Annotated in this window: 27 protein-coding genes and 2 pseudogenes; 18 read left to right on the top strand and 11 right to left on the bottom strand. The window is 71.7% G+C overall.

The genetic code is table 11. The features are described from left to right. Both AE652_RS08555 and AE652_RS08550 read left to right on the top strand, forming a co-directional pair. On the top strand, nucleotides 1-183 hold a 183-nt coding region (locus AE652_RS08555; protein ID WP_049650594.1), incomplete at its 5' end, for an LPXTG cell wall anchor domain-containing protein. Between the two features lie 413 nt (nucleotides 184-596). Beyond that, nucleotides 597-1274 (top strand): LAETG motif-containing sortase-dependent surface protein, encoded by a 678-nt coding sequence (locus AE652_RS08550; protein ID WP_158077678.1) that lies wholly within the window; start codon nucleotides 597-599, stop codon nucleotides 1272-1274. A 75-nt stretch (nucleotides 1275-1349) separates the two neighbouring features. Here the strand turns inward: AE652_RS08550 and AE652_RS08545 are convergent, their stop codons facing one another. Continuing rightward, on the bottom strand, nucleotides 1350-2126 hold the full coding sequence (locus AE652_RS08545) for an ABC transporter permease (protein ID WP_049650592.1): 777 nt from the start codon (nucleotides 2124-2126) through the stop codon (nucleotides 1350-1352). A 20-nt stretch (nucleotides 2127-2146) separates the two neighbouring features. Continuing rightward, nucleotides 2147-3073, bottom strand: a complete 927-nt coding sequence (locus AE652_RS08540; RefSeq protein ID WP_049650591.1) for an ABC transporter ATP-binding protein — start codon at nucleotides 3071-3073, stop codon at nucleotides 2147-2149. Nucleotides 3074-3227: 154 nt separating this feature from the next. Between AE652_RS08540 and AE652_RS08535 the strand changes: the two genes are divergently transcribed. The 8 genes from AE652_RS08535 to AE652_RS08500 are packed head-to-tail and all read left to right on the top strand — an operon-like array spanning nucleotide 3228 to nucleotide 10023. Continuing rightward, nucleotides 3228-4052: a metalloregulator ArsR/SmtB family transcription factor gene (locus AE652_RS08535; protein WP_259316761.1), complete on the top strand. Its 825-nt coding sequence runs from the start codon at nucleotides 3228-3230 to the stop codon at nucleotides 4050-4052. 50 nt (nucleotides 4053-4102) lie between these two features. Further along, the gene (sufB, locus tag AE652_RS08530) at nucleotides 4103-5518 is read left to right on the top strand and encodes a Fe-S cluster assembly protein SufB (protein WP_049650590.1); all 1416 of its coding nucleotides are present in this window, start codon (nucleotides 4103-4105) and stop codon (nucleotides 5516-5518) included. 54 nt (nucleotides 5519-5572) lie between these two features. Then, entirely contained in the window at nucleotides 5573-6802 is a 1230-nt protein-coding gene (gene sufD, locus AE652_RS08525; RefSeq protein WP_049650589.1) for a Fe-S cluster assembly protein SufD, read from the top strand. A gap of 5 nt (nucleotides 6803-6807) precedes the next feature. Then, complete coding sequence (locus tag AE652_RS08520) at nucleotides 6808-7125, top strand: bifunctional 3-phenylpropionate/cinnamic acid dioxygenase ferredoxin subunit (protein ID WP_049650588.1); 318 nt, start codon at nucleotides 6808-6810, stop codon at nucleotides 7123-7125. Nucleotides 7126-7131: 6 nt separating this feature from the next. Further along, a complete protein-coding gene (gene sufC / locus AE652_RS08515; RefSeq protein ID WP_049650587.1) occupies nucleotides 7132-7896 on the top strand; it encodes a Fe-S cluster assembly ATPase SufC in 765 nt (254 codons plus the stop codon). Continuing rightward, a complete protein-coding gene (locus AE652_RS08510; protein ID WP_049650586.1) occupies nucleotides 7893-9152 on the top strand; it encodes a cysteine desulfurase in 1260 nt (419 codons plus the stop codon). The genes sufC and AE652_RS08510 overlap by 4 nt, the downstream gene beginning before the upstream one ends. Before the next feature lie 19 nt (nucleotides 9153-9171). Beyond that, nucleotides 9172-9624 (top strand): Fe-S cluster assembly sulfur transfer protein SufU, encoded by a 453-nt coding sequence (gene sufU / locus AE652_RS08505; RefSeq protein WP_049650585.1) that lies wholly within the window; start codon nucleotides 9172-9174, stop codon nucleotides 9622-9624. 21 nt (nucleotides 9625-9645) lie between these two features. Continuing rightward, entirely contained in the window at nucleotides 9646-10023 is a 378-nt protein-coding gene (locus tag AE652_RS08500; RefSeq protein WP_079271946.1) for a metal-sulfur cluster assembly factor, read from the top strand. 238 nt (nucleotides 10024-10261) lie between these two features. Here AE652_RS08500 and AE652_RS08495 read toward each other — a convergent pair whose 3' ends face one another. The 6 genes and pseudogenes from AE652_RS08495 to AE652_RS08480 all read right to left on the bottom strand — a co-directional run bounded on the left by AE652_RS08495 (nucleotide 10262) and on the right by AE652_RS08480 (nucleotide 13932). Then, nucleotides 10262-11152 carry a hypothetical protein gene (locus tag AE652_RS08495; RefSeq protein ID WP_049650584.1) on the bottom strand — a complete coding sequence of 297 codons (891 nt, stop codon included), beginning with the start codon at nucleotides 11150-11152 and terminating at the stop codon, nucleotides 10262-10264. 143 nt (nucleotides 11153-11295) lie between these two features. Beyond that, entirely contained in the window at nucleotides 11296-11727 is a 432-nt protein-coding gene (locus AE652_RS08490) for an NUDIX domain-containing protein (RefSeq protein ID WP_049650583.1), read from the bottom strand. Between the two features lie 161 nt (nucleotides 11728-11888). Next, nucleotides 11889-12062: a hypothetical protein gene (locus AE652_RS49455; RefSeq protein WP_369808278.1), complete on the bottom strand. Its 174-nt coding sequence runs from the start codon at nucleotides 12060-12062 to the stop codon at nucleotides 11889-11891. Nucleotides 12063-12116: 54 nt separating this feature from the next. Beyond that, nucleotides 12117-12341 (bottom strand): annotated as a pseudogene (locus AE652_RS49450) (GNAT family N-acetyltransferase); the annotation flags it as partial. Then, the gene (locus AE652_RS49445; RefSeq protein ID WP_369808277.1) at nucleotides 12269-12502 is read right to left on the bottom strand and encodes a GNAT family N-acetyltransferase; all 234 of its coding nucleotides are present in this window, start codon (nucleotides 12500-12502) and stop codon (nucleotides 12269-12271) included. The pseudogene AE652_RS49450 and the gene AE652_RS49445, both read right to left, overlap by 73 nt. Nucleotides 12503-12525: 23 nt before the next feature. Further along, a complete protein-coding gene (locus AE652_RS08480; protein ID WP_199823060.1) occupies nucleotides 12526-13932 on the bottom strand; it encodes a hypothetical protein in 1407 nt (468 codons plus the stop codon). Between the two features lie 371 nt (nucleotides 13933-14303). Here AE652_RS08480 and AE652_RS08475 point away from each other — a divergent pair, with 371 nt between their 5' ends. The 6 genes from AE652_RS08475 (at nucleotide 14304) to alaS (ending at nucleotide 20771) form a co-directional block, all read left to right on the top strand. Then, nucleotides 14304-15137 carry an aspartyl/asparaginyl beta-hydroxylase domain-containing protein gene (locus AE652_RS08475; protein WP_049650581.1) on the top strand — a complete coding sequence of 278 codons (834 nt, stop codon included), beginning with the start codon at nucleotides 14304-14306 and terminating at the stop codon, nucleotides 15135-15137. 36 nt (nucleotides 15138-15173) lie between these two features. Further along, nucleotides 15174-16046 carry a hypothetical protein gene (locus AE652_RS08470; protein WP_049650580.1) on the top strand — a complete coding sequence of 291 codons (873 nt, stop codon included), beginning with the start codon at nucleotides 15174-15176 and terminating at the stop codon, nucleotides 16044-16046. Further along, complete coding sequence (locus tag AE652_RS08465; RefSeq protein WP_234348300.1) at nucleotides 16043-16669, top strand: LOG family protein; 627 nt, start codon at nucleotides 16043-16045, stop codon at nucleotides 16667-16669. Before AE652_RS08470 ends, AE652_RS08465 begins: the two co-directional genes overlap by 4 nt. Then, complete coding sequence (locus AE652_RS08460) at nucleotides 16666-17217, top strand: orotate phosphoribosyltransferase (RefSeq protein ID WP_049650579.1); 552 nt, start codon at nucleotides 16666-16668, stop codon at nucleotides 17215-17217. Before AE652_RS08465 ends, AE652_RS08460 begins: the two co-directional genes overlap by 4 nt. Beyond that, nucleotides 17214-17882: an HAD family hydrolase gene (locus AE652_RS08455; RefSeq protein WP_063780102.1), complete on the top strand. Its 669-nt coding sequence runs from the start codon at nucleotides 17214-17216 to the stop codon at nucleotides 17880-17882. The genes AE652_RS08460 and AE652_RS08455 overlap by 4 nt, the downstream gene beginning before the upstream one ends. Before the next feature lie 228 nt (nucleotides 17883-18110). Next, the gene (gene alaS / locus AE652_RS08450) at nucleotides 18111-20771 is read left to right on the top strand and encodes an alanine--tRNA ligase (RefSeq protein ID WP_049650578.1); all 2661 of its coding nucleotides are present in this window, start codon (nucleotides 18111-18113) and stop codon (nucleotides 20769-20771) included. Nucleotides 20772-20840: 69 nt separating this feature from the next. On the opposite strand, the gene AE652_RS08445 is transcribed toward alaS, so the two are convergent. Continuing rightward, nucleotides 20841-21302, bottom strand: a complete 462-nt coding sequence (locus tag AE652_RS08445) for a GNAT family N-acetyltransferase (RefSeq protein ID WP_158077677.1) — start codon at nucleotides 21300-21302, stop codon at nucleotides 20841-20843. A 428-nt stretch (nucleotides 21303-21730) separates the two neighbouring features. Beyond that, nucleotides 21731-23065, bottom strand: a complete 1335-nt coding sequence (locus AE652_RS08440) for an MFS transporter (RefSeq protein WP_049650576.1) — start codon at nucleotides 23063-23065, stop codon at nucleotides 21731-21733. 361 nt (nucleotides 23066-23426) lie between these two features. On the opposite strand from AE652_RS08440, the gene AE652_RS08435 reads away from it, so the two are divergent. Next, on the top strand, nucleotides 23427-25043 hold the full coding sequence (locus AE652_RS08435) for a hypothetical protein (protein ID WP_234348299.1): 1617 nt from the start codon (nucleotides 23427-23429) through the stop codon (nucleotides 25041-25043). A 26-nt stretch (nucleotides 25044-25069) separates the two neighbouring features. On the opposite strand, the gene AE652_RS08430 is transcribed toward AE652_RS08435, so the two are convergent. Continuing rightward, nucleotides 25070-25543, bottom strand: coding sequence for a VOC family protein (locus tag AE652_RS08430; RefSeq protein ID WP_049650575.1), 474 nt, complete (start codon nucleotides 25541-25543; stop codon nucleotides 25070-25072). A 277-nt stretch (nucleotides 25544-25820) separates the two neighbouring features. Between AE652_RS08430 and AE652_RS08425 the strand changes: the two are divergent. Then, nucleotides 25821-26437 (top strand): annotated as a pseudogene (locus AE652_RS08425) (hypothetical protein); the annotation flags it as partial.

Below are 26437 nucleotides of genomic sequence, written 5' to 3'. Positions count from 1 at the left end.
GGCGGCTCGACGGCCGCTCCGACGGCCTCGGGCAGCCCGTCCGCCCAGCCGGACGCCGGGGGCAACCTGGCGCACACCGGTTCCGGTCCGGTGCTGCCGCTGGCGATCGGCGGCGCGGTCGTGCTCGCGGCCGGCGGCGCGATCGTGGTGGCCGCCCGGCGCAAGGCGGCCCGGAAGGCCTGAACCGGCTGAGCCCGCGATCCGGACGGGAACGCCGGAAACGCGGGCGCGTCGGAGGCACGGGAGTGTCGGAAAGAACGGAAAGGTCGGAAACGACGGAAAGGCCGGAATGGCCCGGCGTTCGTCGGCTGACCGAATCGGAGCCCTCGGTGATTGAACCTGATCACCGGGGGCTCCGTTCTTCCCTGAAGTGGCGAAGTCCATTCAGGTTTGCCGAATCCGCGTTCTGCGAGGTGACGGCTGTGATGGGCTGGCCCAAGCACATCGGAAGACGGACGGACAGTCGATATCCGGTCGTGCGGCGGGGTGTGGCGGGGTGCGGGAGTGCCGGTAGAGTCCCCCGGACAGTCGTAGCGGGCCACCGCGTACCACTCAACACGCCTGCTGCGCACGACCGTTCGGAGGGGAACAAAGTAATGGCGCGACAGCAGCGGCACTTCGCGATCGGCGCGACGGCACTCGCCGGCACGGCTGCGGCCGGTTTTCTCCTGCCTCTGGCACTGGCCACCAATGCCTCGGCGCACGTGCCGAGTTGGTCGGTGACCTGCGACAAGATCGTGATCGATCTGATCAACTACAGCCCCAAGGCCGACGTGAAGAACACCGTCAGCCTCACCATCGACGGCGAGAAGGTCCTGGACGCCAAGGCCTTCCCCGCGGAGTTCCACGGCTCCTTCCCGGTGAAGGACCACGATGCCCCGATCAAGGCGAACCTGGTGGTCACCACCACGGAGAACCCGAACGAGAAGGGCTGGAACATCAACGAGACCAAGACCATCGAGCCGTGCCACACGCCGACTCCGACCCCGACCCCGACCCCCACCAAGACCCCGACCCCGACTCCCACCCCGACGCCCACCGCGACCCCGACTCCCACCCCGTCGGTGACGCCCCCGGCCACCCCGGCCCCGTCGGTCACCCACACCCCGAGCAAGACCCCGACCCCGTCGCCCTCCGCCAGCGCGCCGGCGCTCGCCCAGACCGGTAGCAGCGACGCGACCCCGATGATCGCGGCGGCCGGCGGCGGCGTGCTGCTGGTCGGCGGCGCGCTCGTGCTGCTCGCCCGCAAGCGCCGTGGCGGCAGCGAGAGCTGACGCCCGGTCAGTCGACAACGGCAACGCCCCCCGGCCGCCAAGTGGCCGGGGGGCGTTGCGCGTTGCCGCCGCCGGTCACTCCCAGCGGAAGAAGCGGGCGGCCGCGGCCAGGCCGAGCATCGACCAGCCGGCCAGGATGCCGAGGTCCGCCCACGGCACCCCGGCGCCGGCCTGGAGCACCGACCGCAGGCCGTCCGAGAGCGCCGAGATCGGCAGCAGCTCCAGCACCGGGCGCACCGCGTCGGGGAACCTGCCCAGCGGCACGACCACCCCGCCGGCGAGCAGCAGCAGGATGAACACCAGGTTGGCGCCGGCCAGGGTGGCCTCGGCCTTCAGGGTGCCGGCCATCAGCAGGCCGAGCCCGGAGAAGGCGGCGGTGCCGAGGACCAGCAGCGCGGCGACCGTCAGGGGGTTTCCGTGCGGGGACCAGCCGAGGGCCAGGGCGATCACCGACAGCAGCGCGACCTGCAGCGCCTCCGTCACCAGGACGCAGCCGGTCTTGGCGGTCAGCAGCGCCCAGCGCGGCAGCGGGCTGGCGCCGAGCCGCTTCAGTACGCCGTAGCGGCGCTCGAAGCCGGTGGCGATGGCCTGGCCGGTGAAGGCGGTGGACATCACGGCCAGCGCGAGCAGGCCGGGGGCCAGGAAGTCGACCCGCTTGCCGGGGCCCTCGACCGCGACGATGTCCACGGCGGAGAACAGCACCAGCAGGACGGTCGGGATGACCACGGTGAGCAGCAGCTGCTCGCCGTTGCGCAGCAGCATCCGGGTCTCGAACGCCGTCTGGGCGAGCAGCATCCGGCCGACGGGCGCGGGGCCCGGCTGGGGGGAGTAGTCCGTCGTGGCGGCGCTCATGGTTGCCTCACTGCGTTCGCTCATGAGCGGAGCTCCCGTCCGGTCAGGTCGAGGAAGACGTCCTCCAGGCTGCGGCGCTGGACGGACAGCCGTTCGGGCAGGATGCCGGAGGCCGCGCACCAGCCGGTGACGGCGGCCACCAGCTGCGGGTCGACGGGCGCCTCGACGCGGTAGTTGCCGGGGGCGGTCTCGGTGGCGGTGGCGCCCTCGGGCAGCTCCTTGAGCAGCGGGCCGAGGTCGAGTCCGGGCGGGCCGTCGAAGTGCAGCGCGCCCTCGGCGCCGCCGCGGCACAGCTCCTCGGTGGTGCCGTCGGCGATCACCTTGCCGCGGTCGACGATGGCGACCCGGTCGGCGAGCTGCTCGGCCTCGTCCATGTGGTGGGTGGTGACGACCACGGTGACGCCGTCCCGGCGCAGGTCGCGCACCAGCTCCCAGGTGGCCCGGCGGGCCTGCGGGTCGAGGCCGGCGGTGGGCTCGTCCAGGAAGACCAGCTCGGGGCGGCCGACCACGGCCATCGCCAGGGCGAGCCGCTGCTGCTGGCCGCCGGACAGCCGGCGGTAGGTGGTGCGGCCGCAGGAGCCGAGGCCGAGGCGTTCGACCAGGGCGTCCACGTCCAGCGGGTGGGCGTGCAGCTTGGCGGTGTGCCGCAGCATCTCGACGGCGCGCGCGCCCGCGTACACGCCGCCGGACTGCAGCATGACGCCGATCCGGGGCCGGAGCGCGGCGCCCTGGGTGACCGGGTCGAGGCCGAGGACGCGGACGGTGCCGCCGTCCGGACGGCGGTACCCCTCGCAGGTCTCGATGGTGGTGGTCTTGCCGGCGCCGTTGGGGCCGAGGACGGCGGTGATCGCGCCGGCCGGGATGGTGAGGTCGAGGCCGTCCACCGCGAGCTTGTCGTCGTAGCGTTTGACCAGCCCGGCGATCTGGACCGCGGGTTCGGAGTGCATACCGGCGAGTGTAAGAGGGCCTGACGCGCCGGCCGGACGGCGGCTCGGTGATCGTTTTCCCAGGTCAGGTAAGGCTAACCTGCGTGACAGATGACACCGGTGAGGCCTGGGTCACGGCTTGTCCCGGCGGAAGTAATTACGCAACACTGGTGTTGTGAAAAACATGCGCGAGCACGCCCAGCAGCGGGAGGCCGAGTCGGCCTCCTCCTGTGACGTGCCCGTGACGGCGGCCGAGGTGCTGCTGGAGGGCCATCGGGCCACCCGGGACCGGGTCGCGCGGTCGATCCTGGACCACGGCCCGTCCTCCGCCGCCGACCTGGCGAACCGGCTCGGCCTCACCGCCGCCGCCGTCCGCCGCCACCTCGACGGCCTGGTCGCCACCGGTCTGGTCGAGTCCCGCGAACAGCGGGTCTACGGCAGCCGCGGCCGGGGCCGTCCGGCCAAGGTCTTCGCCCTCACCGACGCCGGCCGGGACGCCTTCTACCAGGCGTACGACCAGCTCGCCGCCGACGCGCTGCGCTGGATCGCGGACTCGGTGGGCGGCGGCAAGGCGGGCGAGGAGGCGGTCGCCGCCTTCGCCCGCGCCCGGTTCGGCAAGCAGGCCGAGAAGTACCTGGAGGCCCTGCGCCTGGCCGCCGCCGGAGAGCGCCCCGAGGCGCTGGCCCAGGCGCTCAGCGCGGACGGGTACGCTGCCACGGTGCGGCGTGTCCCGTCGGCCGCGGCCAAGGCCCCGGCGGGCGCCCAGCTCTGCCAGCACCACTGCCCGGTCGCGCACATCGCCGAGCAGTTCCCGCAGCTCTGCGAGGCGGAGACCGAGGTCTTCTCCCAGCTCCTGGGCACCCATGTGCAACGGCTGGCCACGATCGCCCACGGCGACGGGGTCTGCACCACCTATGTGCCGGCACCCGGTGCCGCATCGTCGTCCGCCCAGCCCCCGGCGGGACGCGGCTCCGATGCGATGCCGACTGCCAGTACATGAAAAATTCCGTGTCCACCGAAGATTCAGCGTCCGCGCGTTAGGAAGCTCGCATGACTGACACCGTTTCGCACCCCGAGCTCGAAGGCCTCGGCAATTACGAGTACGGCTGGGCCGACCCGGACACCGCCGGTGCCGCGGCCAAGCGCGGGCTCAGCGAGGACGTCGTCCGCGACATCTCGGCGAAGAAGAACGAGTCCGAGTGGATGCTGAACCTGCGGCTCAAGGGCCTGAAGCTGTTCGGCAAGAAGCCCATGCCGACCTGGGGCTCCGACCTCACCGGCATCGACTTCGACAACATCAAGTACTTCGTCCGCTCCACCGAGAAGCAGGCCGAGTCCTGGGAGGACCTGCCGGCGGACATCAAGGCGACGTACGACAAGCTCGGCATCCCGGAGGCGGAGAAGCAGCGCCTGGTCGCCGGCGTCGCCGCCCAGTACGAGTCCGAGGTCGTCTACCACCAGATCCGCGAGGACCTGGAGGAGCAGGGCGTCATCTTCCTGGACACCGACACCGCGCTGCGCGAGCACCCGGAGATCTTCAAGGAGTACTTCGGCACGGTGATCCCGGCCGGCGACAACAAGTTCGCCGCGCTGAACACCGCCGTGTGGTCCGGCGGCTCGTTCATCTACGTGCCGAAGGGCGTGCACGTCGACATCCCGCTGCAGGCCTACTTCCGGATCAACACCGAGAACATGGGCCAGTTCGAGCGGACGCTGATCATCGTCGACGAGGACGCCTACGTCCACTACGTCGAGGGCTGCACCGCCCCGATCTACTCCTCCGACTCGCTGCACTCGGCGGTCGTGGAGATCATCGTCAAGAAGGGCGGCCGCTGCCGCTACACGACCATCCAGAACTGGTCGAACAACGTCTACAACCTGGTCACCAAGCGTGCCGTGGCGTACGAGGGCGCGACCATGGAGTGGGTCGACGGCAACATCGGCTCCAAGGTCACCATGAAGTACCCGGCCGTCTACCTGATGGGCGAGCACGCCAAGGGCGAGACCCTCTCGATCGCCTTCGCGGGCGAGGGCCAGCACCAGGACGCCGGCGCCAAGATGGTGCACATGGCGCCGAACACCTCGTCCAACATCGTCTCCAAGTCGGTGGCGCGCGGCGGCGGCCGGACCTCCTACCGCGGTCTGATCGAGATCGGCGAGGGCTCCAAGGGCGCCAAGTCCAACGTGCTGTGCGACGCGCTGCTGGTGGACACCATCTCCCGCTCGGACACCTACCCGTACGTGGACGTCCGCGAGGACGACGTGTCCATGGGCCACGAGGCGACCGTCTCCAAGGTCAGCGAGGACCAGCTCTTCTACCTGATGAGCCGCGGCATGACCGAGTTCGAGGCGATGGCGATGATCGTCCGTGGCTTCGTCGAGCCGATCGCGCGCGAGCTGCCGATGGAGTACGCGCTGGAGCTCAACCGGCTGATCGAGCTGCAGATGGAGGGCGCGGTCGGCTGACCTCCGGCCGCCGCCGTCCACTCATTTCCGAGGAAGAGAGCACTACGAACAGCCATGGCTGAGCAGAACACCACCGGCTCCACCACCGCCGGTTCGATCGAGGTCGGCACGGCCGGCGCGGGCGCGCAGCTCGCCGGCCCCGGCACCGGCCGCACCACGGTCCAGCAGCCGATCGACGCGCGCGTCGCGGTCAAGCCGTCCTTCGACGTGAACGACTTCCCGGTGCCCACCGGCCGCGAGGAGGACTGGCGGTTCACCCCGCTGCACCGCCTCGGCGGGCTGCACGACGGCACCGCCGCCGCTGCCGAGCGCGGCGAGGACAAGGTCGAGTTCACGCTGCCGGACGGCGTCACCGCCGAGACCGTCGGCCGGGACGACGCCCGCCTGGGCAAGGCCGGCACGCCGGTCGACCGGGTCGCCGCGCAGGCGTTCAGCGCCTTCGACCAGGCCCTGGTCGTCACCGTCCCCAAGGAGTCGGTGCTGGCCGAGCCGGTCCGGATCGACGTGCGCGGCGAGGGCGGGGTCCGCTTCGCCCACGTGGTGATCGACGTCAAGCCGTTCGCCGAGGCCGTCGTGGTGCTCAACCACGCGGGCACCGGGACCCGGGCCGCCAACGTCGAGCTGCTGGTCGGCGAGGGCGCCAAGCTCACCTTCGTCTCCGTCCAGGACTGGGACCGCGACGCCGTCCACGTCGCCCAGCACAACGCGCTGGTCGGCCGGGACGCCTCCTACAAGTCCGTGGTCGTCACCTTCGGCGGCGACCTGGTCCGGCTGCACCCGCGGGTCAACTACGCCGGCCCCGGCGGCGAGGCCGAGCTGTTCGGCCTCTACTTCGCCGACGCCGGCCAGCACCTGGAGCACCGCCTGGTCGTCGACCACGACACGCCGCACTGCCGGTCGAACGTGGCGTACAAGGGCGCGCTCCAGGGCCAGGACGCCCACGCGGTCTGGGTCGGCGACGTGCTGATCCGCGCCGCCGCGCTCGGCACCGACACCTACGAGCTCAACCGGAACCTGGTGCTCACCGACGGCGCCCGGGTCGACTCGATCCCGAACCTGGAGATCGAGACCGGCGAGATCGTCGGCGCCGGCCACGCCTCGGCGACCGGCCGCTTCGACGACGAGCAGCTGTTCTACCTGCAGGCCCGCGGCATCCCGGCCGACGAGGCCCGCCGCCTGGTGGTGCGCGGCTTCTTCGCCGAGCTGCTCCAGCAGATCGGCGTGGCAGAGGTCCAGGAGCAGCTCATGGAGAAGATCGACGCCGAGCTGGAATCGGCGGTCTGAGCCCGATGACCTTCCTCCGTGCCTGCGCGCTGAACGACCTCCAGGAGGACGTTCCCAAGCGCGTGGACCTCAACGGCGTGCCGGTCTCCGTCGTCCGCACCGACGAGGGGGTGTTCGCGATCAACGACACCTGCTCGCACGCGAACGTCTCGCTCTCCGAGGGCGAGGTCGAGGACTGCATGATCGAGTGCTGGCTGCACGGCTCCAGCTTCGACCTGCGCACCGGCAAGCCGTCCGGCCTGCCCGCCACCAAGCCGGTCGCTGTCTACCCCGTAAAGATCGAAGGGGACGATGTGCTCGTCTCCGTCAACCAGGAGTCCTGAGTACACATGGCAACCCTTGAAATCCGCGACCTGCACGTCTCCGTGGACGCCGAGAACGGCCCGCGCGAGATCCTGAAGGGCGTGGACCTGACCGTGAAGCAGGGCGAGACCCACGCCATCATGGGTCCGAACGGCTCGGGCAAGTCCACCCTCGCCTACTCGCTGGCCGGCCACCCCAAGTACACCGTCACCGGCGGCTCGGTGCTGCTCGACGGCGAGGACGTCCTGGAGATGTCCGTCGACGAGCGCGCCAAGGCCGGCGTCTTCCTGGCCATGCAGTACCCCGTCGAGGTCCCGGGCGTCTCGGTCTCCAACTTCCTGCGCACCGCAGCCACCGCCGTCCGCGGCGAGGCCCCCAAGCTGCGGCTGTGGGTGAAGGAGGTCAAGGAGGCGATGGCCGCCCTCCAGATGGACCCGGCCTTCGCCGAGCGCAACGTCAACGAGGGCTTCTCCGGCGGCGAGAAGAAGCGCCACGAGATCCTCCAGCTCGAGCTGCTCAAGCCGAAGATCGCGATCCTCGACGAGACCGACTCCGGCCTGGACGTCGACGCGCTGCGGATCGTCTCCGAGGGCATCAACCGGGTCCGCTCGACCGGCGAGGTCGGCACCCTGCTGGTGACCCACTACACCCGCATCCTGCGGTACATCAAGCCCGACTACGTCCACGTCTTCGCGGGCGGCCGCATCGTCGAGTCCGGCGGCGCCGAGCTCGCCGACAAGCTGGAGAACGAGGGCTACGAGGCGTATGTGAAGGGGGGCGCGTCCGAGTGACGCATCCGTTCGCGGGACTGCTCGACACCGACGCGATCCGCAAGGACTTCCCGGTCCTCCAGCGGGTGCTGCACGACGACAAGCCGCTGGTCTACCTGGACAACGCGGCGACCTCGCAGAAGCCGCGCCAGGTGCTGGAGGCGCTGAACGCCTACTACGAGCGGCACAACGCCAACGTCCACCGCGGCGTGCACGTGCTCGCCGAGGAGGCCACGGCGCTGTACGAGGGCGCCCGGGACAAGGTCGCGGCCTTCGTCAACGCGCCGAGCCGCAACGAGGTGATCTTCACCAAGAACGCCTCGGAGTCGCTCAACCTCGTCGCCAACATGCTGGCCTGGGCCGACGAGCCGTACCGGGTGGACGCCGACTCCGAGATCGTCATCACGGAGATGGAGCACCACTCCAACATCGTCCCGTGGCAGCTGCTCTCGCAGCGCAGCGGTGCGAAGCTCAAGTGGTTCGGGCTGACCGACGAGGGCCGGCTCGACCTGTCGAACATCGACGAGCTGATCACCGAGAAGACCAAGGTGGTCTCCTTCACCCTGGTCTCCAACCTGCTCGGCACCGTCAACCCGGTCGAGACGATCGTCCGCAAGGCCCAGTCGGTCGGCGCGCTGGTCGTCATCGACGCCTCGCAGGCCGCGCCGCACATGGTGCTCGACGTGCAGGCGCTGGAAGCCGACTTCGTCGCCTTCACCGGGCACAAGATGCTGGCCCCGACCGGCATCGGCGTGCTCTGGGGCCGCCAGGAGCTGCTGGAGGACCTCCCGCCGTTCCTCGGCGGCGGCGAGATGATCGAGACCGTCACCATGGGCTCGTCCACCTACGCTCCGGCGCCCCACAAGTTCGAGGCCGGCACCCCGCCGATCGCCCAGGCGGTCGGACTCGGCGCGGCCATCGACTACCTCCAGGGCATCGGCATGGAGAAGATCGCGGCGCACGAGCACGCGATCACCGAGTACGCCGTCGAGCGGCTGCTCGAGGTCCCCGACCTGCGGATCATCGGCCCGCGCACGGCCGTGGACCGCGGCGCCGCGATCTCCTTCACCCTCGGCGACATCCACCCGCACGACGTGGGCCAGGTGCTGGACGAGCAGGGCATCGCCGTGCGCGTCGGCCACCACTGCGCGCGGCCGGTGTGCCTGCGGTACGGAATTCCGGCGACCACGCGGGCGTCGTTCTATCTGTACTCGACGCCGGGCGAGGTCGACGCGCTGATCGACGGCCTGCACCACGTCCGGAACTTCTTCGGCTGAGGGACGGGGCAGGACGACCATGAAGCTCGACTCGATGTACCAGGACATCATCCTGGACCACTACCGCAACCCGAAGGGCAAGGGGCTGCGGGACGGCGACGCCGAGGTGCACCACGTCAACCCGACGTGTGGCGACGAGATCACCCTGCGGGTGAAGCTCGACGGTGCCAAGGTCACCGACGTCTCGTACGAGTCCCAGGGCTGTTCGATCAGCCAGGCCAGCGCCTCGGTGCTGAACGAGCTGGTGGTCGGCAAGACCGTCGGCGAGGCGCAGGCCGTCCAGGAGGCCTTCCTGGAGCTGATGCAGAGCAAGGGCCAGGGCGAGGGCGACGAGGAGGTGCTGGAGGACGCGGTCGCGTTCGCCGGCGTCTCCAAGTACCCGGCCCGGGTCAAGTGCGCGCTGCTCAGCTGGATGGCCTGGAAGGACGCCACCGCCCAGGCGCTCGCCAAGAACCCCGCCGTGAACGACTGACCCGCAGAGGAGGACAAGACCATGAGTGACGAAACCCCCTCCACTGCGGAGGAGCAGACCGGCACCGTCATCGTCGGCACCACCGCCGGCACCGTCTCGGTCGAGGACCTGACCGAGGCCCTGATGGACGTCGTCGACCCCGAACTGGGCATCGACGTCGTCAACCTGGGCCTGATCTACGGCATCCACATCGACGAGTCCGACGTGGCCACCATCGACATGACGCTCACCTCGGCGGCCTGCCCGCTGACCGACGTCATCGAGGACCAGGCCAAGACGGCCACCGACGGCCTGGTGCAGGACCTGCGCATCAACTGGGTCTGGATGCCGCCGTGGGGCCCCGACAAGATCACCCCCGACGGGCGCGACCAGCTCCGCGCCCTCGGCTTCAACGTCTGAGATCTGCTGTACGGTACGCCGCTGCCGCGCGAACCCTTGGGGGTCGCGCGGCAGCGGCGTTTTGGGGCTGACACCCGCGCGTCATCTGCTTGGTTGAGCAAGCTCACCGCCGTTCCCCACCATCCACCCCCCACCCGCCTGTCGGCGGGTGCCCGCCCCCGCCCTGCGCCGCGTGCGGCGCAGATGGAGCAGGGTGACTACCTGCCGGAGCCCCTTCGGGCCGGTGGGACAGCGTGTCTCAGGCGGCGATGTGTGCAGGCCGACTGCCGGTCATCGCGGAGCGTAGAGCTGTTCGGACTCGGGCGGCACCTGCGGCTGCCACGTCCGCTCCCTGGCCGACCGTGAGGGCTCGGGTGGCCAGGCCGGCGCACGGGCGGCAGATGCCCGGTCGGGGCACGGGGTCGTGGCACTTGGCGCACTCGGCGTACCGGGTCGGTGGCCGTGCGGCGGGCCGGGCGGGTGGCAGCTTGTGCTCCAGGCGGTAGCGGGGCACGGCGGCCGCCGAGTGGATCGGGGTGGGCAGGCCCGGCAGCAGGGCGTGGGCCAGGTCGGCGGCGGTGCTGCCGCGTTCCAGCCACTGGGCGACCAGGGGAGCGAGTTCGCGTGCTTCGGTCTCGCCGAGGCGCAGGCGGGGTTCGGGTCGGATCACCCGGAACAGGGTGGCCACCGCTTCGCGGACCTCTTCGGTCTCGGAATCCTCCTCCTGTCCTTTCGACGTGAGGTCATCGGCCGGACTCGCGGGGAGGGTGGGTTCTTGCTGCCGGTCCTTTACAACAGGGCTGCCAGCAGCGCCGGTTGCCGCTCCACCGGGCGCCGGACGGGTGGTATCCGGCGCGAACCATGGTGTGTCGTACACGTGGGTCTCGGTGCGGATCGTGCCGTCCGGCATGCGGATCTTCTCGACCCGGTAGTAGCCGGCCTCGGTCAGCTCCTTCAACGCCCTACGGACGGCGCCGCGCCCCTGGGGGCTGGTGTCGGCCATGTGTCGGCCGTCCTCGCGCCAGCCGTCGGGGCGGGAGAGGAGGTCCGCGAGCAGGCCGCGGGCGGTGTAGCTCAACCGCCGGTACTGGAGCACGGCGTTGGGTAGCACGGTGAAGTTGCGCACGTGGGCGCTACGATGGACACGCATCGGGAGTTGCTGCTCCGGTTGCCGGACCCCGGGGTGTTCCAGCACCGCCGGGGTCGCCTGTTTTTGATTGGATTACAGAACGTATCACGGCAATTGACACTGCGTGAGATGTTTGGGGCTGGTGGGTGGCTGCCGGCTTGCGGCTACCTGGTGGCCGGGAGACTCCCGCGTTCGACGGCCGCGCGCAGGACGCTGGCGAAGTCCTGGGGCAGGAGGTTGACCGCGTCGAGGGCTTCGGTGGTGAGGGGGATCTCCTCCAGGAGGTACTCGCCTCGGCCTTCCTGGCTGAACTCGGGACCGGTGCGGTCCTCGAAGCTCCACTTGTCGACGGTGGCGACGTAGAAGTCCTGGTGCTCGTCGTCGGTTTGGATGGTGTGGAGGAGGCCGACGATCTCGGCTTCGCCGGCGATCTCCTCACGGACCTCGCGCAGCAGGGCCTCCTCGGGGCCGGCGTCGGTGGGCTCGATCTTGCCGCCGACGATCACCCAGTACGGGGCGATGCCGGGGCGGATGCGCTTGATCAGCAGCATGGTGTCGTTCGGGGTGAGGAGGACGGCGCGGACGCGGTGCTGCATGGTGGTCTGCTTCCTGTTCTCGATGGTCTCGGTGTTGTGGGGTGAGAGCCTGTCGGAGCTTAGGAAGGACGGCAGCGCGGTGTTGGCCAGGCGGGTAACGCCGGCCCCGCGCGAACTCGGTGATCACCACGTTCGGTATGGCCGGCTCGGTCACCCGGGATTCACCTCCGCCGCACGGCCTCGCCGCTGGGCGGGGCGGTGGACCGGTCGAGTGCGCTCGTCGTGTCGAGCCCGCCGATCGGCGTCCACTCATGTTCCAGGATCGAGTAGGTGATCGAGTCGCGCCAGGTGCCGCGGACGAAGACGTGGTCGCGGATGCGGCCGTCCTCGGTCATGCCGGCGCGCAGGAGGGCGCGTGCGGAGGCTTCGTTGAGCGGGGAGCGGGCGGCCCAGATGCGGTGCAGGCCGAGGAGGTTGAAGCCGAGCGCGCACAGCAGGTGAACGGTCTCGGTGCCGTAGCCCTTGCCCCACGCGGCCTGGTGGAGGGCGAAGCCGACGGTGGCGGCCTGCTGCGGCTCGGTGGCCAGGCGCGCGTAGCCGATCAGCTCGTGTTCGCCGCGCCGGGTGACGGCGAGGCAGTACTCGGTTCGCGGGGTGGCGAGCGCGGAGTCGATGGACCGGGCGGTGATCGCTTCGACCTGTTCCGGGTGCGGGGTTCGAAGCTGAGGTGCCGGGTGGCCTCGGGGTCACCGTAGATCGCCAGGAGGTCGTCGGTGTCCTCGGGTTCGACTTCGCGCAGTGCCAGGTTGGGGCCGGTCAGGTGGAGTGGGGTCATGGCTGCGGAGCCTATCCGGGGGATCACCGGACGAGGGCCGAGGTGGGTATGGCGGTGAAGGCCTCGATCTCCTGGCGCAGACCGGCCGCCGCACCGCCGTTGCGGCGGTCGTCGCCTCGCAGGGCGGCGTGGACGCGTTGGGCGCTGCTGACGATGCCGAAGTTCCGTTGCTCGACGGGGAGGTCGAGCACGGGGCGGACGGCCTCGGCGGCGCCCTCGATCTCGCCTCGGGTGATGCGGGCGAGGGCGAGGTCGGTCTGGGCGCCGGCCTGGTCGCCGAAGGCCCACTCGTCCTCAGTGGCGTTGCGGTAGGCGGTGACGGCGACTTCGGACTGGATCTCGCCGAGGGCCGCGTCTTCCCCGAGCTGCACGGTGGCCTCGGCGACGTAGTAGAGCTGGCGGGGCAGCGGGAAGGTCATGATGCCGCCGAAGGCGTCGAGGTCGTCGGGTTCGACGGTCTCGCGGGCCTCCTCGGCCCGCTGGATGGCGGTGCGGGTGGCCTCGCCGTTGCCGAGGAGGGAGTGGGCGCGGGCTGAGAGGCAGGCCAGCCAGACGCTGGTGGTGCCGCGGACGTCGTCGATGGTGCCCTGTCCGAGGGCGGCGTAGTCGGCGGCTTCGCCGGGGCGGCCGGCCCAGTAGGAGATCAGCGACTGGAGCGAGCGGACCCAGGCGCGCATGGCGTGGTGGTCAGCGTTGTCGGCGCAGACGAAGGCGGTGCGGGCCTGCATCATGGCGGCGCTCGGATTGCCCAGGTCGTGGCTGGCCTTGGCGAGCATGCCGGAGGTGATCCCGGCGAGCAGGTACAGCTCTCGGGCCTGCGACGGCTTGACCCGTCCGTGTTCCAGCAACTGGAAGGTGAGGTCCTGGACCTCGACCAGGTCGCCGAGCAGGGTCGGCAGTGCCAGCTTCGGGTAGGCGGCGGTCAGCCGCCGTACCTCGTCGTTGATCTGGCCCAGGGTCTCCGAGCCGATGCTGCTGCCCTCCGCCATCGCGGTGAACCGAAGTGCACGACGAACCGCCATCGTGACCTGCCTTTCCAATTCCGTGGTGCCCGCGTCGAGGCGGGGCTCGCTGCTGGACGGGCCACCGACAGGCAGTGCCGCTGCCTGCTCGGGTGGGAGGAGGACAGGGACCGGCCGTGGTGGCGGGACGGCGAACGAGGCGGTGGTAGCGGGCACGGATACGGGGCCAGCCGGTGCGGGTGCGAGGAGTTGGTCCACGCCGACGCCGAACATGGCCTCCAGCACCCGGCACTGGTCCGGGTAGGGGCGGGTCTTCACCGCGCCGCCGTACCAGCGCTCGAACTGCCGCTTGGAGACCGACAGACCCCGGAGCCGAGGGTCGCGCTCCTGCTCGGCGGCCGAGTTCGCCGTCGCCTCGAACCGGAGACGGAAGGTCTCGTAGACCTGCCAGTGTCGCTGAAGCGTCAAAACCCTGAGGAGTGTGGGAGTTTCAGCCACCGCGGATCATCTCCGTCCCCGTTCGTCTGTTCTGACGATAGCCATGGTCGCTCGACAGGAAACCCGTTCGAGGTCGTCCCGGCCCAGATGACGGCGGCCGTGACGGCAGTCATGACGCGTACCGACATGGTTCGCCTTTCGGGACGGCGGGACGGTGACGGCAGCCGCGTCGTATCGGTGCCGCACCCGGCGCCGCCATCCTGAACGCCACCTCGCTGTCCGTGCATAACCGACAGCGAAGCGTGAGACCAAGGGTGCTGGGATCCGCGCCCGATCGACCCCATCCAGCACCACGTGCATTCCGGTTCGCCATGCCGCGAGCCGGCAACGGGAGGGAACCGATGGACGACACCCTGACCGCTCTGGCCGGGCAGATCGCCCAGCTGGACGCCGTGGACTCCGCCCACCTGGAGCGGATGCGCCACGAAGCCCTGACCGCCCAGGCCCCCTGGAAGGCGGAGTACGGCGCCTACCAGTCCGGCGGCTGGTGGACCACCTCGCTGATGAACGCCTCCGGCGACGCCGCCGACGTGACGATCGGCGACTGCGCCGCCCGGCCTACCGACCTGCTGGGCCGGATGCCGGCCACCGCCGCATTCCTGGCCGACCTCGGCCTGGACTTCATGTGGGTGCGGCTCGCCCGGCTGGAGGGCAACGCCTTCCTCTGGGAGCACCGCGACTACGACGACCTCGACCAGGTCGAGCGGCACCGGCTGCACGTCCCGCTGCACACCAACAGGTCCGCCTTCCTGGTCACCGGCGGCACCAAGGTGCACATGACGGGCGGGCGGATCTGGCGGCTGACGCCGACCTACGCCCACGGGGTGTGCAACCTGCTCGGCCCGGACCGGATCCACCTGATCGCCGACGTGTACGCCGACGACGCCTACCGCCACCTGGCCCGCCGTCCCGCGCTCAGCCCGATGGTCGCGGAGCCGTTGCCCGTCGCCGACCAGACGGTCCTCGCCGCGCGGCTGGAGAGCGCCCGCAACATGGCCACCCTCGGCTACACGGAGGCGGCCGAGCGGATGCTGCTGCGGCTCTTCTACACCTACGCCCTGCCGGAAGGCACGGTCTACGACCTGATCGCCGAACTGCACACCTCCCTCGGCGACATGGAGGCCGCGACCCGCTGGGACACCGCCAAGCGCCGCCTCCTCGCCATCCCCGCCTGATCCCAGCCCGCACCCACGCCCGGAAGGAAGAAGCGCATGCCCACCCTGCAACTGGCGGCGATCACCCAGGCCAACCGGCCCGCGCAGCTGCCGCTGCTGTCGAAGCTCGCCGACATCCTGGCCACCTCCCCGGCGGTGACCCACCTGATGGTCCGCGGGTCGCTGGCCCACGGCACCGCCGACCGCCTGTCCGACGTCGACTTCGTCGCCGGCGTCCACGATGCCCACTTCCCGTCGTTCGTCGAGGCCCTGGACACCCTGATGCCGGTCGAGGCCGGCGCCCTGCTGCCCGGCTGGCGCGACACGATCGTCGCCGACCTCGGCGGCGTCGGGATGGTCTTCCTCGTCCCGGACGAGGGCAAGCTCCACCAGATCGACCTCTACGTCGCACCGGCCTCCCGGATCCCGCGGCTGCAGGAGACGGTCAGCACCGCCGTCCTCCTCGACCGCCGGCCCGGACCGGTCACCGCGCCGGACGTCGCGGCGGCCGAGAGCTTCGCCGCCGCCTTCCTCGCCCGGCCGCGCTCCTGCGCCGAGCTGCTGATCGAACACCTGGTGCTGGCCGTCCTCCTGCACAAGCGGATCAAGCGCGGCCAGCGGTTCGTGGCGTACGCCGAGTGGCACCGGCTGCACACGGCCACGAAGGACCTGATCAAGACCGCCCTGGCCCCCGCCTCACGGTTCTGGGGCTGGTACCAGCTGCGCGAGGAGATCGCCGTCACCCCGATCGGCCGCGCCTGCCTGGGCGACCTGGACGCCGCGATCAGCGGCCCGGCCATCCCGGAGGCGGCCGACGTCACCGAGGCGATCGAGCGGGTGCTCGCCCTGGCCGAGCGGGCCTGCCCGCAGGCGCTCGACGGCCTGCACGACGCCGTCGCCGCCTACCGCACCTACCAGGAGCTGGTGTGAACGCACTCCACCTCGCGGGCCCGGCCGCCAGCCGGGCCCGCGAGGGCCTGACCGCCAGCCGGGCCCGCGAGGGCCTGACCGCCGTCTTCTTCGGCGGCGTCGTCCCCGCCTCCGCCCAGGAGGAGGCGCTGGCCGAGGAGATCGGCCGGGCCCTCGCCCAGGCCGGCTACCAGCTCCTGCACGGCGGCTACAACGGGCTGATGGAGGCCGCCGCCCGCGGAGCCGGAGGCCAGGGAGCCACGGTCACCGCCGTCACGCTGACCGGCAAGCACGACGAGTGGGGCGCGTTCAACCCCCACACCACCCTGTCCGTCCCCCTGCCCGACCCCGGCGCCCGCCTCAACCACTACCTGGAGAACGCCGACCTGGTCGTCGCCATGGGCGGCGGAGTCGGCACCCTCCACGAGCTGACCGCCGCCCTCTACTACGCGACCACCATCCGGCCCGTGCCGGTCTGTCTCGCGGGCGCGTCGGCCCTGCGCCTGCTCGCCTTCCTGCGCGAGGAGCGGTGGCTGTACGAGACCCCGACCCGGCCGCTCGGCTTCCTCGCCACCGTCGAGTCCGCCGACGCCTTCCGCGCCCACCTGGCCTCGCTCGACACCACCTCGATCGGAGGAGCATGACCACCCGCACCCCGTCGGCCGGCCTCGCCGCCCGACTCGCCGAAACCGCGTGCGTCAACGCCCCGTTCAAGCTCGCCGACGGCGGCCGGCTCGACGCGTACTTCGACGAGTACCGGCTCGCCTCCGACCCCGCGCTCCTGCGTGACACCGCCACCGCCATGGCCGACCTCGTCCCCGACGACGCCCGGGTGCTCGCCGGCATCGAACTCGGCGGCGTCCCCCTCGTCGTGGCGCTGTCCTCCGCCACCGGCCTGCCCGCCGTCTTCCTGCGCCGCAAGCCCAAGAGCTACGGGTCGTTCCACCAGGTCGAGGGCCTTCCCATCGACGGCCGACAGATCGTCCTGGTCGACGACGTGGTCCGTTCCGGCGGCCAGCTGCTCCACATGGCAAGGATCCTGCGGATGGTGGGCGGACCGGTCACCCACGCGCTGTGCGTCCTGGAGCGCCCGCTCGGCGGCCGGACGCTGCTGGCCGAGCACCGCGTCACGCTGCGCTCGCTGTTCACCGAGGCCGACCTGCCGGCGCCCCGGGCGGGTGGTGCCGCGTGAAGCGGGCCGTGCTCTTCGACCTCGACGGCGTCCTCGTCGACAGCCGGGACGCCCAACTCGCCACCCTGGCAGGCTATGCGACCGCTGCCCTCGGCAAGCGGGTGACCGTAGCCGATCTCCCGGCCGACGCCGCGACCACCCCGCGCGAGTACGTCCTCTCCGACCTCGGACTGGACGGATCGATCAACGAGGAAGGCTGGGCCGTGGCGAGCGCCACGGCCACCCTGACCGCCGAGGTGTTCCCGTACGTCGCCGGGACCCTCGCCGCGCTCCGCGAGGCCGGAGTCGGCACCGGTGTCGTCACCCTGCGAAGCCGCGAACGGGTCAACTGGCTGCTGCCGCAGGACATCCTCGACCGGCTGGACACCGTCGTCTGCTACGAGGACGCCCAGCCCAAGCCCGCCCCCGACGGCGTCCTGCTCGCCCTCGACCGGCTGGAGGTTTCTCCGAGGGCGGGCATCTTCGTCGGCGACACCGAGACCGACATCCACGCCGCCCACGCCGCGGGTGTCACCGCCGTCGGCGCAGGCTGGGGCTTCGCCGGCCCCGAAGCGCTCACCCGGGCCGGAGCCCACCTCGTGATGCCCCGCGCCGACCACGCCGCCTTCGTCCTGCCCCTGCTGGTTGGCATCGGCCGTCAGGAGGACAACTCCAAGCGATCTTGACCCCGGAGCCGCTACTGTTGGTGGCGCAGTCGCAGCGGACCGTCGCGTCCGTTGTCGGCTGCGCCACCTCAGAGCGACGGATACCGGAGTCATGGTCTACACCGTGGGGGCGCGAGCTATCTGCGCCGAGCTGGAGAACTGAGAACCACTCAGTCCTCGTTCTCGGCCCGGCTCGGCGTGTGATCACCCCCCACCTCTCCGCGACTCTTCCGTGAGGGCCCTACCGCCATGCGCTCGACGCAAATCCGCTCCACCTTCCTGGACTTCTTCACCTCACGCGGCCACCGCCACGTCCCGTCCAGCCCGCTCATCCCCTCCGACCCGACCCTGCTGCTGGCCAACGCCGGCATGAACCAGTTCAAGCCCTACTTCCTGGGCGAGGTCACCCCGGAGTACCCCCGCGCCACCACCATCCAGAAGTGCGCCCGCACCTCCGACATCGACAACGTCGGCCGCACCAACCGGCACGCCACGTTCTTCGAGATGATGGGCAACTTCTCGTTCGGCGACTACTTCAAGGCCGATGCCATCGCCTACGCCTGGGAACTCCTCACCCAGGGCTACAACCTGGAGAAGGATCGGCTCTGGATCACCGTCCACCAGGACGACGATGAGGCCGAACAGCTCTGGCGCAAGATCGGCGTCCCCGCCGAGCGCATCCAGCGCCTCGGCGCGGACAACTTCTGGGACATGGGCGTACCCGGCCCCTGCGGCCCCTGCTCCGAGGTCAACTACGACCGGGGCCCGGCCTTCGGGCGCGAGGGTGGCCCGGCCGTCGACGGCGAACGCTACGTCGAGATCTGGAACCTCGTCTTCATGCAGTCCATGCGCGGTGAGGACGACGACAACGGCACCTTCCCGATCCTCGGTGACCTCGCCCAGCAGAGCATCGACACCGGCCTCGGCCTCGACCGCCTCGCCGCGATCCTCCAAGGCGTCGAGAACGTCTGCAGCACCGACCTCCTCCTGCCCACCCTGACCACCGTCCAGGAACTCGCTGGCCGCGACTACCCCGGCAGCGGCTCCGGCGGTGAGGAGAAGGTCTCGTTCCAGGTCGTCTCCGAGCACGCCCGCTCCATCGCCTACCTCATCGCGGACGGCGTCCTGCCTGCCAAGGACGGCCGCGGCTACGTCCTGCGCCGCCTGATGCGCCGTGCCATCCGGCACGCCCGCATGCTCGGCATCGACCAGCCCGTCCTCGCCCCGGCCACCGCCAGCGTCATCGCCAACCTCGGCGACGTCTGGCCCGAACTCGCCGACCAGGCAAGCCTCATCGAGCAGGTCGTCACCGCCGAGGAGGAGTCCTTCACCCGCACGCTCACCCAGGGAACCCGGCTGCTCAACGCCGCCATCACCCGCAGCCGCGGCAGCCGCTCCACCACCCTCACCGGCGAGACCGTCTTCGAACTGCACGACACCTACGGCTTCCCCGTCGAGCTGACCATCGAGGCCGCCCGCGACGCCGGGCTCACCGTCGACGAGGACCGCTTCACCACCCTGCTCGCCGAACAGCAGAAGCGCGCCAAGGCCGGCGGCAAGGCCAAGACCGCCGAGGCCCTGCGCCGACAGGACGCCTACCGCGAACTGTCCTCCCGCCACGGCCGCACCGACTTCACCGGCTACGACCGCCTCGACACCGTAGCCACCGTCCTCGGCCTCATCTCCGACGGCGCCGTCGTGCCCGGCGCCGACCAGGGCAGCACGCTCGAACTGGTCCTGGACCGTAGCCCGTTCTATGCCGAGTCCGGCGGTCAGGTCGGTGACACCGGCACCATCCGCACGTCCTCCGGCGCGCTCCTGGATGTCTTGGACACCAGGCTCGGCCTGGAAGGCTTCCACGTCCACACCGTTCGCGTCCTCGAAGGCGAGATCCGCAGCGGCGAGCAGGCCGAAGCCCTCGTCGACGGCCCGCGCCGCGACGCCGTCGCCCGCTCCCACTCCGCCACCCACGTCCTGCACGCCATGCTCCACCGCACCCTCGGCGACCACGCCCGCCAGCACGGCTCCCTCGTCGACGCCGGCCGCCTGCGCTTCGACTTCGCCCACTTCTCCGCCGTCGACCCCACCCAGCTCGCCGCCATCCAGGCCCTCGTCAACGACCACCTCCTCGACGACCCCGAAGTCCGCATCTGGCACGCCACCCGCTCCGAAGCCGAGGCCGCCGGAGCCACCGCCCTCTTCGGCGAGAAGTACGGCGACCACGTCCGCATCGTCGACATCGGCGACTTCTCCCGCGAACTCTGCGGCGGCACCCACGTCCCCCACGGCGCGAACGCCGGCCCCGTCCGCATCCTCGGCGAAGCCTCCATCGGCTCCAACCTCCGCCGCATCGAAGCCCTCACCGGCCGCGACGCCCTCGCCTACCACGACACCGAACGCCGCCTCCTCGAAGAGCTGTCCGTGCTCCTCGGCACTCGCCCCCAGGACGCGCCCGAAGCCCTGCGCAAGCGCCTCGACGCCCTCACCACAGCCCAGCAGGAACTCGCCCGCCTTCGCGAGACCGAGCTCCGCACCCGCGCCCAGCACCTCGCCGCCACCGCCCGCACCGTCCCCGGCGGCCGGATCGTCACCGAGAAGGTGACCGACCTCGGCTCCGACGAACTCCGCACACTGGCCATCAACACCGCCGACCTCCTGGGCAGCGACCACGCCGTCGTCGTCCTCGGCACCGAACGCGACGGCAAGGCCCTCCTCGCTGCCGCCATCACCCGCAGCCTCCACGACACCGGCACCCAGGCCAGCCAGCTCCTCGTTCCAGCCGCCCGCACGGTTGGTGGCGGAGCCGGCGGCAAGGGCCCCGTCGCCAGCGCTGGTGGCCGCTACGTCGGAGCGCTCGACCAAGCGCTCGCCCTCGCGGCCCAGGACGCGACCCGAGTCCTCGACCAGTAGAGCCAGGTCACCCGGCATCCGCTGCTGGCCCTCTCGCCAGGGAGGCCAGCAGCGCATGCCACCTCTGTTTCAGGTTGCCAGGTCCTTCAGCAGGACCACGCTCTCGTAGTTGGTCACATCCCACCGCCACGTCCCGACGGGCAGGTACCCCCGTCGGCGGTACCAGCCGACCAACTCGACGGCCTCGGCGGACGTATCGATGACAGCCACTGTGGACCCGAGCGCAACGACGCGCTCTTCCGCCAGCGCCAGCAGACGCTGCCCAAGCCCCGTTCCGCGGTACGCAGGATCCACTGCGAGTTGCCAAAACGAGCCGGCTCCCGCTGGTACCGGATATCCGGCAGGCATCGTGCACGGGGCCGCCACCGTCACCGATCCCACGAGCTTCGTGCCTCTGCATGCAACCCAGCACTCGCCCGCACCCAGCCGATGGGCTGTGTCCTGCACGGACTGGTAGGACGCGAAGAAGACCCTGCCGGCAGCCGCGTGATCAGCGTAGGCGCGATGGAGGAGGGCGGTCAGCTCTTCCACGGAGTCACCGGCAGTAAAGCGTCTCACCGTGAAACCCCTGGCCAGTGGGCCTGTCATACGTTCCATCGCTCACCGCCTCTCGTGGCCGACCAGCCTTCGGTCGCGCGGCCCTCGCACTCCTCCATCGTGGAACAAGAAGAACAAAGGGGGCCGCCGTTGTCCCACTGATCCGAAGGGGCTCTGGCAGGTTACGGCTGCTTGCTCAATCTCCGCGTGCTGTCCGGCCGGGCGGCCTGCGGCGAGGGCAGGGGCGGGCACCCGCCGGGAGGCGGGTGGGGGGTGGATGGTGGGGAACGGCGGGGGACTTGAACAGCGCAGCAGATGATGCGCGGGTGTTCACCCGGCGGCGGGCGAAGCGGGGGTGGGAAGACGCCGCTGCCCGGGACTTCTTCGGAAGTCCCGGGCAGCGGCGTTCTGTGGGTGGGCCGTCAGGCGGTGGGCTTGGGTTTGCGGGCGACGGCGATGGCGAGGGCGGTGCAGGCGAGGGCGGCGAGGGCGGCGAAGCCGCTGACGGAGGGGAGGAGGCCGTAGGTCTGGACGAGGGCGCCGAGGGCGATGATGGGGGCGGAGCTGCCCAGGTAGACGATGACCCAGAGGGCGCTCAGTTCGGAGCCGCGGCGTTCCGGGTTCATCGCGGTGACGGCGCTGGTGAACAGGGAGCGGAAGGCGACGCCCTGGGAGACGCCGCCGAGGACGCTGCCGATGAAGAGCAGTGCCGGGGTGCCGGTGTACTGGGCGGCGACGACCAGGCCGAGGCCGGTGGCCAGGCCGGTCATGCCGAGGGCGGTCACCACGCGGTCGGAGGTCGGCGGGACGAGCAGCTGGGTGGCGGCGGAGGAGCCGAGCAGGAGGGCGGCCACGATCGCGCCGACCAGCTTGGAGTCGGTGTGCAGCAGCTTGGCGGCGAAGGCCGGGGCCAGGCTGAGGTAGACGCCGAACACCGCGTAGGAGATGAAGCCGGCGGTGGCGGCGAGCAGGAACTCGCGGCGCCCGGTGCGCGGCAGCCGCAGGCGCTGGGGGCGCAGGTGGGCCGGGGTGGTGATGCGGGGCGGGGAGGCCGGCGGGCGGCTGCGGCCGGGCATCCGGGGGTGGAGGAGGGCGAGCGGCACGCAGAGCGCGAGCAGGGCGATGGCGTGCAGCAGGAAGGGGGTCAGCAGCGGGTCGGAGCCGCCGGCCAGCAGGGCGCCGACCACCGGGCCGAGGGCGACGCCGCCCGCGGAACAGGCCAGGGTGATCTTGGCGGCCAGGGTCGGGTGGTCGGGCAGCAGGTCGCCGAGGGCGGCTCCGGCGGCGCCGGTGGACAGGCCGACGGCGATGCCCTGGACGGCCCGGCCGGCGGCGAGCTGCCAGAAGCTGTCGGAGGTGGCGAACACGACGTCGCCGACGGCGGACAGCGCGACGGCGGGCAGGATCAGGGCGCGGCGGCCGAGGTGGTCGGACCAGTGGCCGACCACGGCCAGGACCGGGACCAGCGCCAGCACGTAGATCGCGAACAGGACGGTGGTGTCGAGCGCGGTGAGGTGCAGCCGCTGCTGGAGGAGCGAGTAGATCGGCGTGGCCAGGTTGGCGCCGATCAGCATCAGCAGCAGGGCGGCGGCCACCAGGCCGACGCGGACGCCGCGCAGCGCGTTCCAGCGGCTGATCGCGGCGAGCCGGAGCTGGGCGCGCGGCGCGAGCTCCGGGGGAAGCAGGGCCTCCGACAGTCGGCGTCCGTCGAGCTGCGCGGTGCGCAGGCCGGAGCCGGCGGGGGAGAGGTCCGCCATGGCAGGGGTCTCCTGTGGCCGGGCACCACCGGGGTCGGCGGGGTGTGCCGGCGCGCCCGTCCGGAGGCGCTGTGGTGGTGGCCGAGGGTACGGGCTCCCTGGTGGGGCGAGGTGAGCTGAAGAGGGCCCCTCCGGCCCGGGGTCGGGCGGAGGGCGGTTGGGCTTCGTTGCCCCGGTGGCACGCGCGGGGTGTGCGCGGTACCAGACCGAAGGATAAGGGGTGGGCGTACGCCCATGGCGCGCGCCCCTGGGTGCGCCCCGTACGGCCGGGCGTCGGGGGTGCCCGGCCTATACGCTGAGGTGATGGATCGGTACGCGGCGCTGTTGGGCTGACCGCTGGGCTGAGGGAGAGCACACAACGATGGCCGGACGACGTCGCAAGAACACCGGGGCTTCGACGGGTGAGGGCGCGGCCGAGGCGGTGCTGCCCGCCGACCTGGAGCTCCAGGACCTCTACGGGGCGTTCGCCGCGCACGGGCTGGACGACGAGGACCTGGACGACGCGGCCGTCCTGGTCCCGCCGGTGAAGCTGCCCGCCGAGCGCGAGCTGGCCGAGCAGGCGAAGGCCGTACCGATGTTCGGGTACGCGCTGGCGCTGGCCCGCTGGTCCGCCCCGCACCGGGAGGTGGACGAGTTCGGCGACCTGGTCGAGGCGGACCGGGCGCCCGCGGCCCGGCTGCTGGGCCTGGCCCCGGCCGAGGGCGAGGTGCCCGAGGAGGCCGAGGTCGAGGCGTTGCGGGCCTGGTCGCTGGCCTGCGACCTGGACCTGGTGGAGCTCGGTACGACCGCGGAGGGCGAGCACGTCGCCGTCCCCGGCCCGGACCTGGAGCCCGCCGAGCAGGGCGACCCGGAGACCGTCCTGGAGCTGTGGCTGACCGCCGCCGGGATCGTCCGGGAGCTGGCCGTCGAGGCGGACTCCGGCCCGGAGGAGGGCGCCGGGGAGGCCGGGGCCGGGGAGGGCGAGGAGGACGAGGACGCGCTCTCCGAGGTCGAGGAGGCCCGTGACGAGGCCGCCGAGCTGCTGGACGAGGCCCTGCAGGTGCTCTACGAGACCACCGCCTTCGCCGAGCCCGGCAACGAGACCGTGCCGCTGGGCGTGCTGGCCGCGCTGCTGGTCGTCCCGGAGGGCGAGGAGCCCAGCGAGGAACTGCTCGGCGACATCACGGACGTGATGGTCGCGCTGGACCCGATGCTGGGCGACCTCGCCGAGCTCGGCCTGCTGGACTACCGCCCGATCGACCCCGAGCTGTTCGACGAGGAGGACGGCGAGGAGCCAGCCGTGGTCGGCGAGGAGCCGCTGGACGAGGAGGAGTCGGCCCGCTTCGGGCTGGTCCGGCTCACCCCGCTCGGCCAGTACGGCATCCGGCAGTGGCTGCTGGAGGACGGCTACGACGCGCCGCTGGTCGGCGACCTGGCCAAGGGGGACGCGGCCGAGCTGCTGCGCGGGGTGTGCGAGTCGGCCAACGTGCTGCCGGAGGAGGAGCTGCGGGCGTGGACCGCCGACCGGGAGCCGGTGGCGGCGGCGCGCGAGCTGCTCGCGGCGGCGCGCGGCTCCGACGGCTACGGGCCGCTGCGCCGGATGCTCGGCGTCTCGGCGCTCAACCTGCTCGGGCCGGGCGCGGAGCCGGCCGCCCGGGAGGTCATGGACGACCCGGAGCTGGGCGGTGCGGTGCGGGCCTGGCTGACCGCGCAGGGGGCGACGGACGTCCCGGTGCCGGACCGGGCGATGGCGCTGTGGACGGTGGTCGACACCTTCGCCGCCCAGCTGCTGGACAACGGCGGGGACGCCGAGCTGCTGGGCGAGCTGGTCGCCGACCTGCCGGTGAACGGCGATCCGGCGGGGTGGTTCGGCGAGCTGTGGCGGGTCGACCACCCGTACACGGCGGACGTCCTGGAGGCGATCGGGGAGCTGCACCCGGACCGGGCGCTGGCCAAGGAGGCGCGCAAGGCGGCGTTCAAGGCGCGCTCCAGGAGCTGAGCCCTCCGAGCGCACCGTACGGCGGTCTAGGGGAGGTCCAGTGAGCCGTCCTCGGTGAAGGGGAAGAACGGGTTGTGGGCCAGCTCCCAGAGGTGGCCGTCCGGGTCCTCGAAGTAGCCGGAGTAGCCGCCCCAGTCGGTCGGGACCGGCGGCTTGACCACCACGGCGCCGGCCTCGACCGCCGTCCGCAGCGCGGCGTCCACCAGCGCGGGGGACTCCAGGTTCACCGCGAGGGTGACGCCGCGGAAGGAGGGCTCGCCGGTGGCGGGCACGCCCGCGTCGGCGGCCAGCTCGTCGGTGGGGAAGAGGCCGAGTACCGAGTCGGCGGTGCGGAACCAGACGATCTCCGGGCTGGAGGCGGTGGAGCGCTTCCAACCGAGCGCCTCGTAGAAGCGGGCGCTCTCGTCGAGGTCGGTCACCCCGAGGGTGACGATGCTGATCCGGGCGGGGAAGGCGCCCTGCCCGGTGCGGTCCTGTGCTGCGTCGTTCTGAGCTGTCATGCCGCCAGGTTAGGGAGGGCGGCTGACAACCGGGCGCCCTGACACGGCCACCACCCCCGTCCGGGGGCCGAGCTGATGACCCGGCAGCTGCGGCCACGTAAGGTGGCGTCAGCGGTGCGGGTGCGAGGTCTCGGGGGTGCGGCACAGGATGATGCGGGAGAGCGGCGGCAGGCACCAGAAGCGGGACGCCGGGTCCTCGGGGTCCGCCCCGGCTCCGGACCGGCCGGTCCGGGAGGACCGTTTCACCGGTCGGCCCGCGGACCGGTCACTGGACCGGTTGGCCGAGCAGGGTGCCGGACGGCCCGCGGGCAGGCCCGTCGACCGGTTCGCCGACCAGGAGGAGTTCTCCCGCCGGACCCTGGCGGCGGCCGACTTCCCGGTGTACGGCGTCGCCGCGGGGCAGGCCGCCGCGGACGGGGCGATGACGGCCGACGGGGCGTTGGCCGGTGAGGCGCTGGCCGCCTTCGAGACCTCCGGCGGCGAGCTGCGCTGGGTCGAGGTCCAGTGCGGCGACTGGCGCTCGGCGGCCGGCCCGTACGTGACCGTGCGCACCTACCGGCCGGGGGCCGAACCGGGCGAGCGGCTGCCCGAGCTGGAGGACCTGGTCGAGGACGAACGGGACCGCGTCTACGAGCAGTTGGGCGTCGACGAGGGCGACGGGCCGGGCCGGGTACGGGCGTTGCGCGCGTGGATCACGGTGGACGGCGAGCCCTGCGCGGTGGAGGTGCACGAGGACCGGCCGGTGCCGGAGCCCGGCGCCCCGGCGGCGGACGGTCCGGAGCCGGTGTGGGCCGGGCGGCTGCGGGTCGGCGGACTGACCGTGACGGTGTGCGCGCGCGGGGTGGCCCCCGGCGCGGTGGAGCTCGGCGCGATCGGCGACTTCGAGGGCTGCCT

Source organism: Kitasatospora sp. MY 5-36, from assembly GCF_001182915.1.
Lineage (GTDB): Bacteria > Actinomycetota > Actinomycetes > Streptomycetales > Streptomycetaceae > Kitasatospora.
Note: the sequence above shows the minus strand (reverse complement) of the source record. Positions and strands in the feature narration are given on the sequence as shown.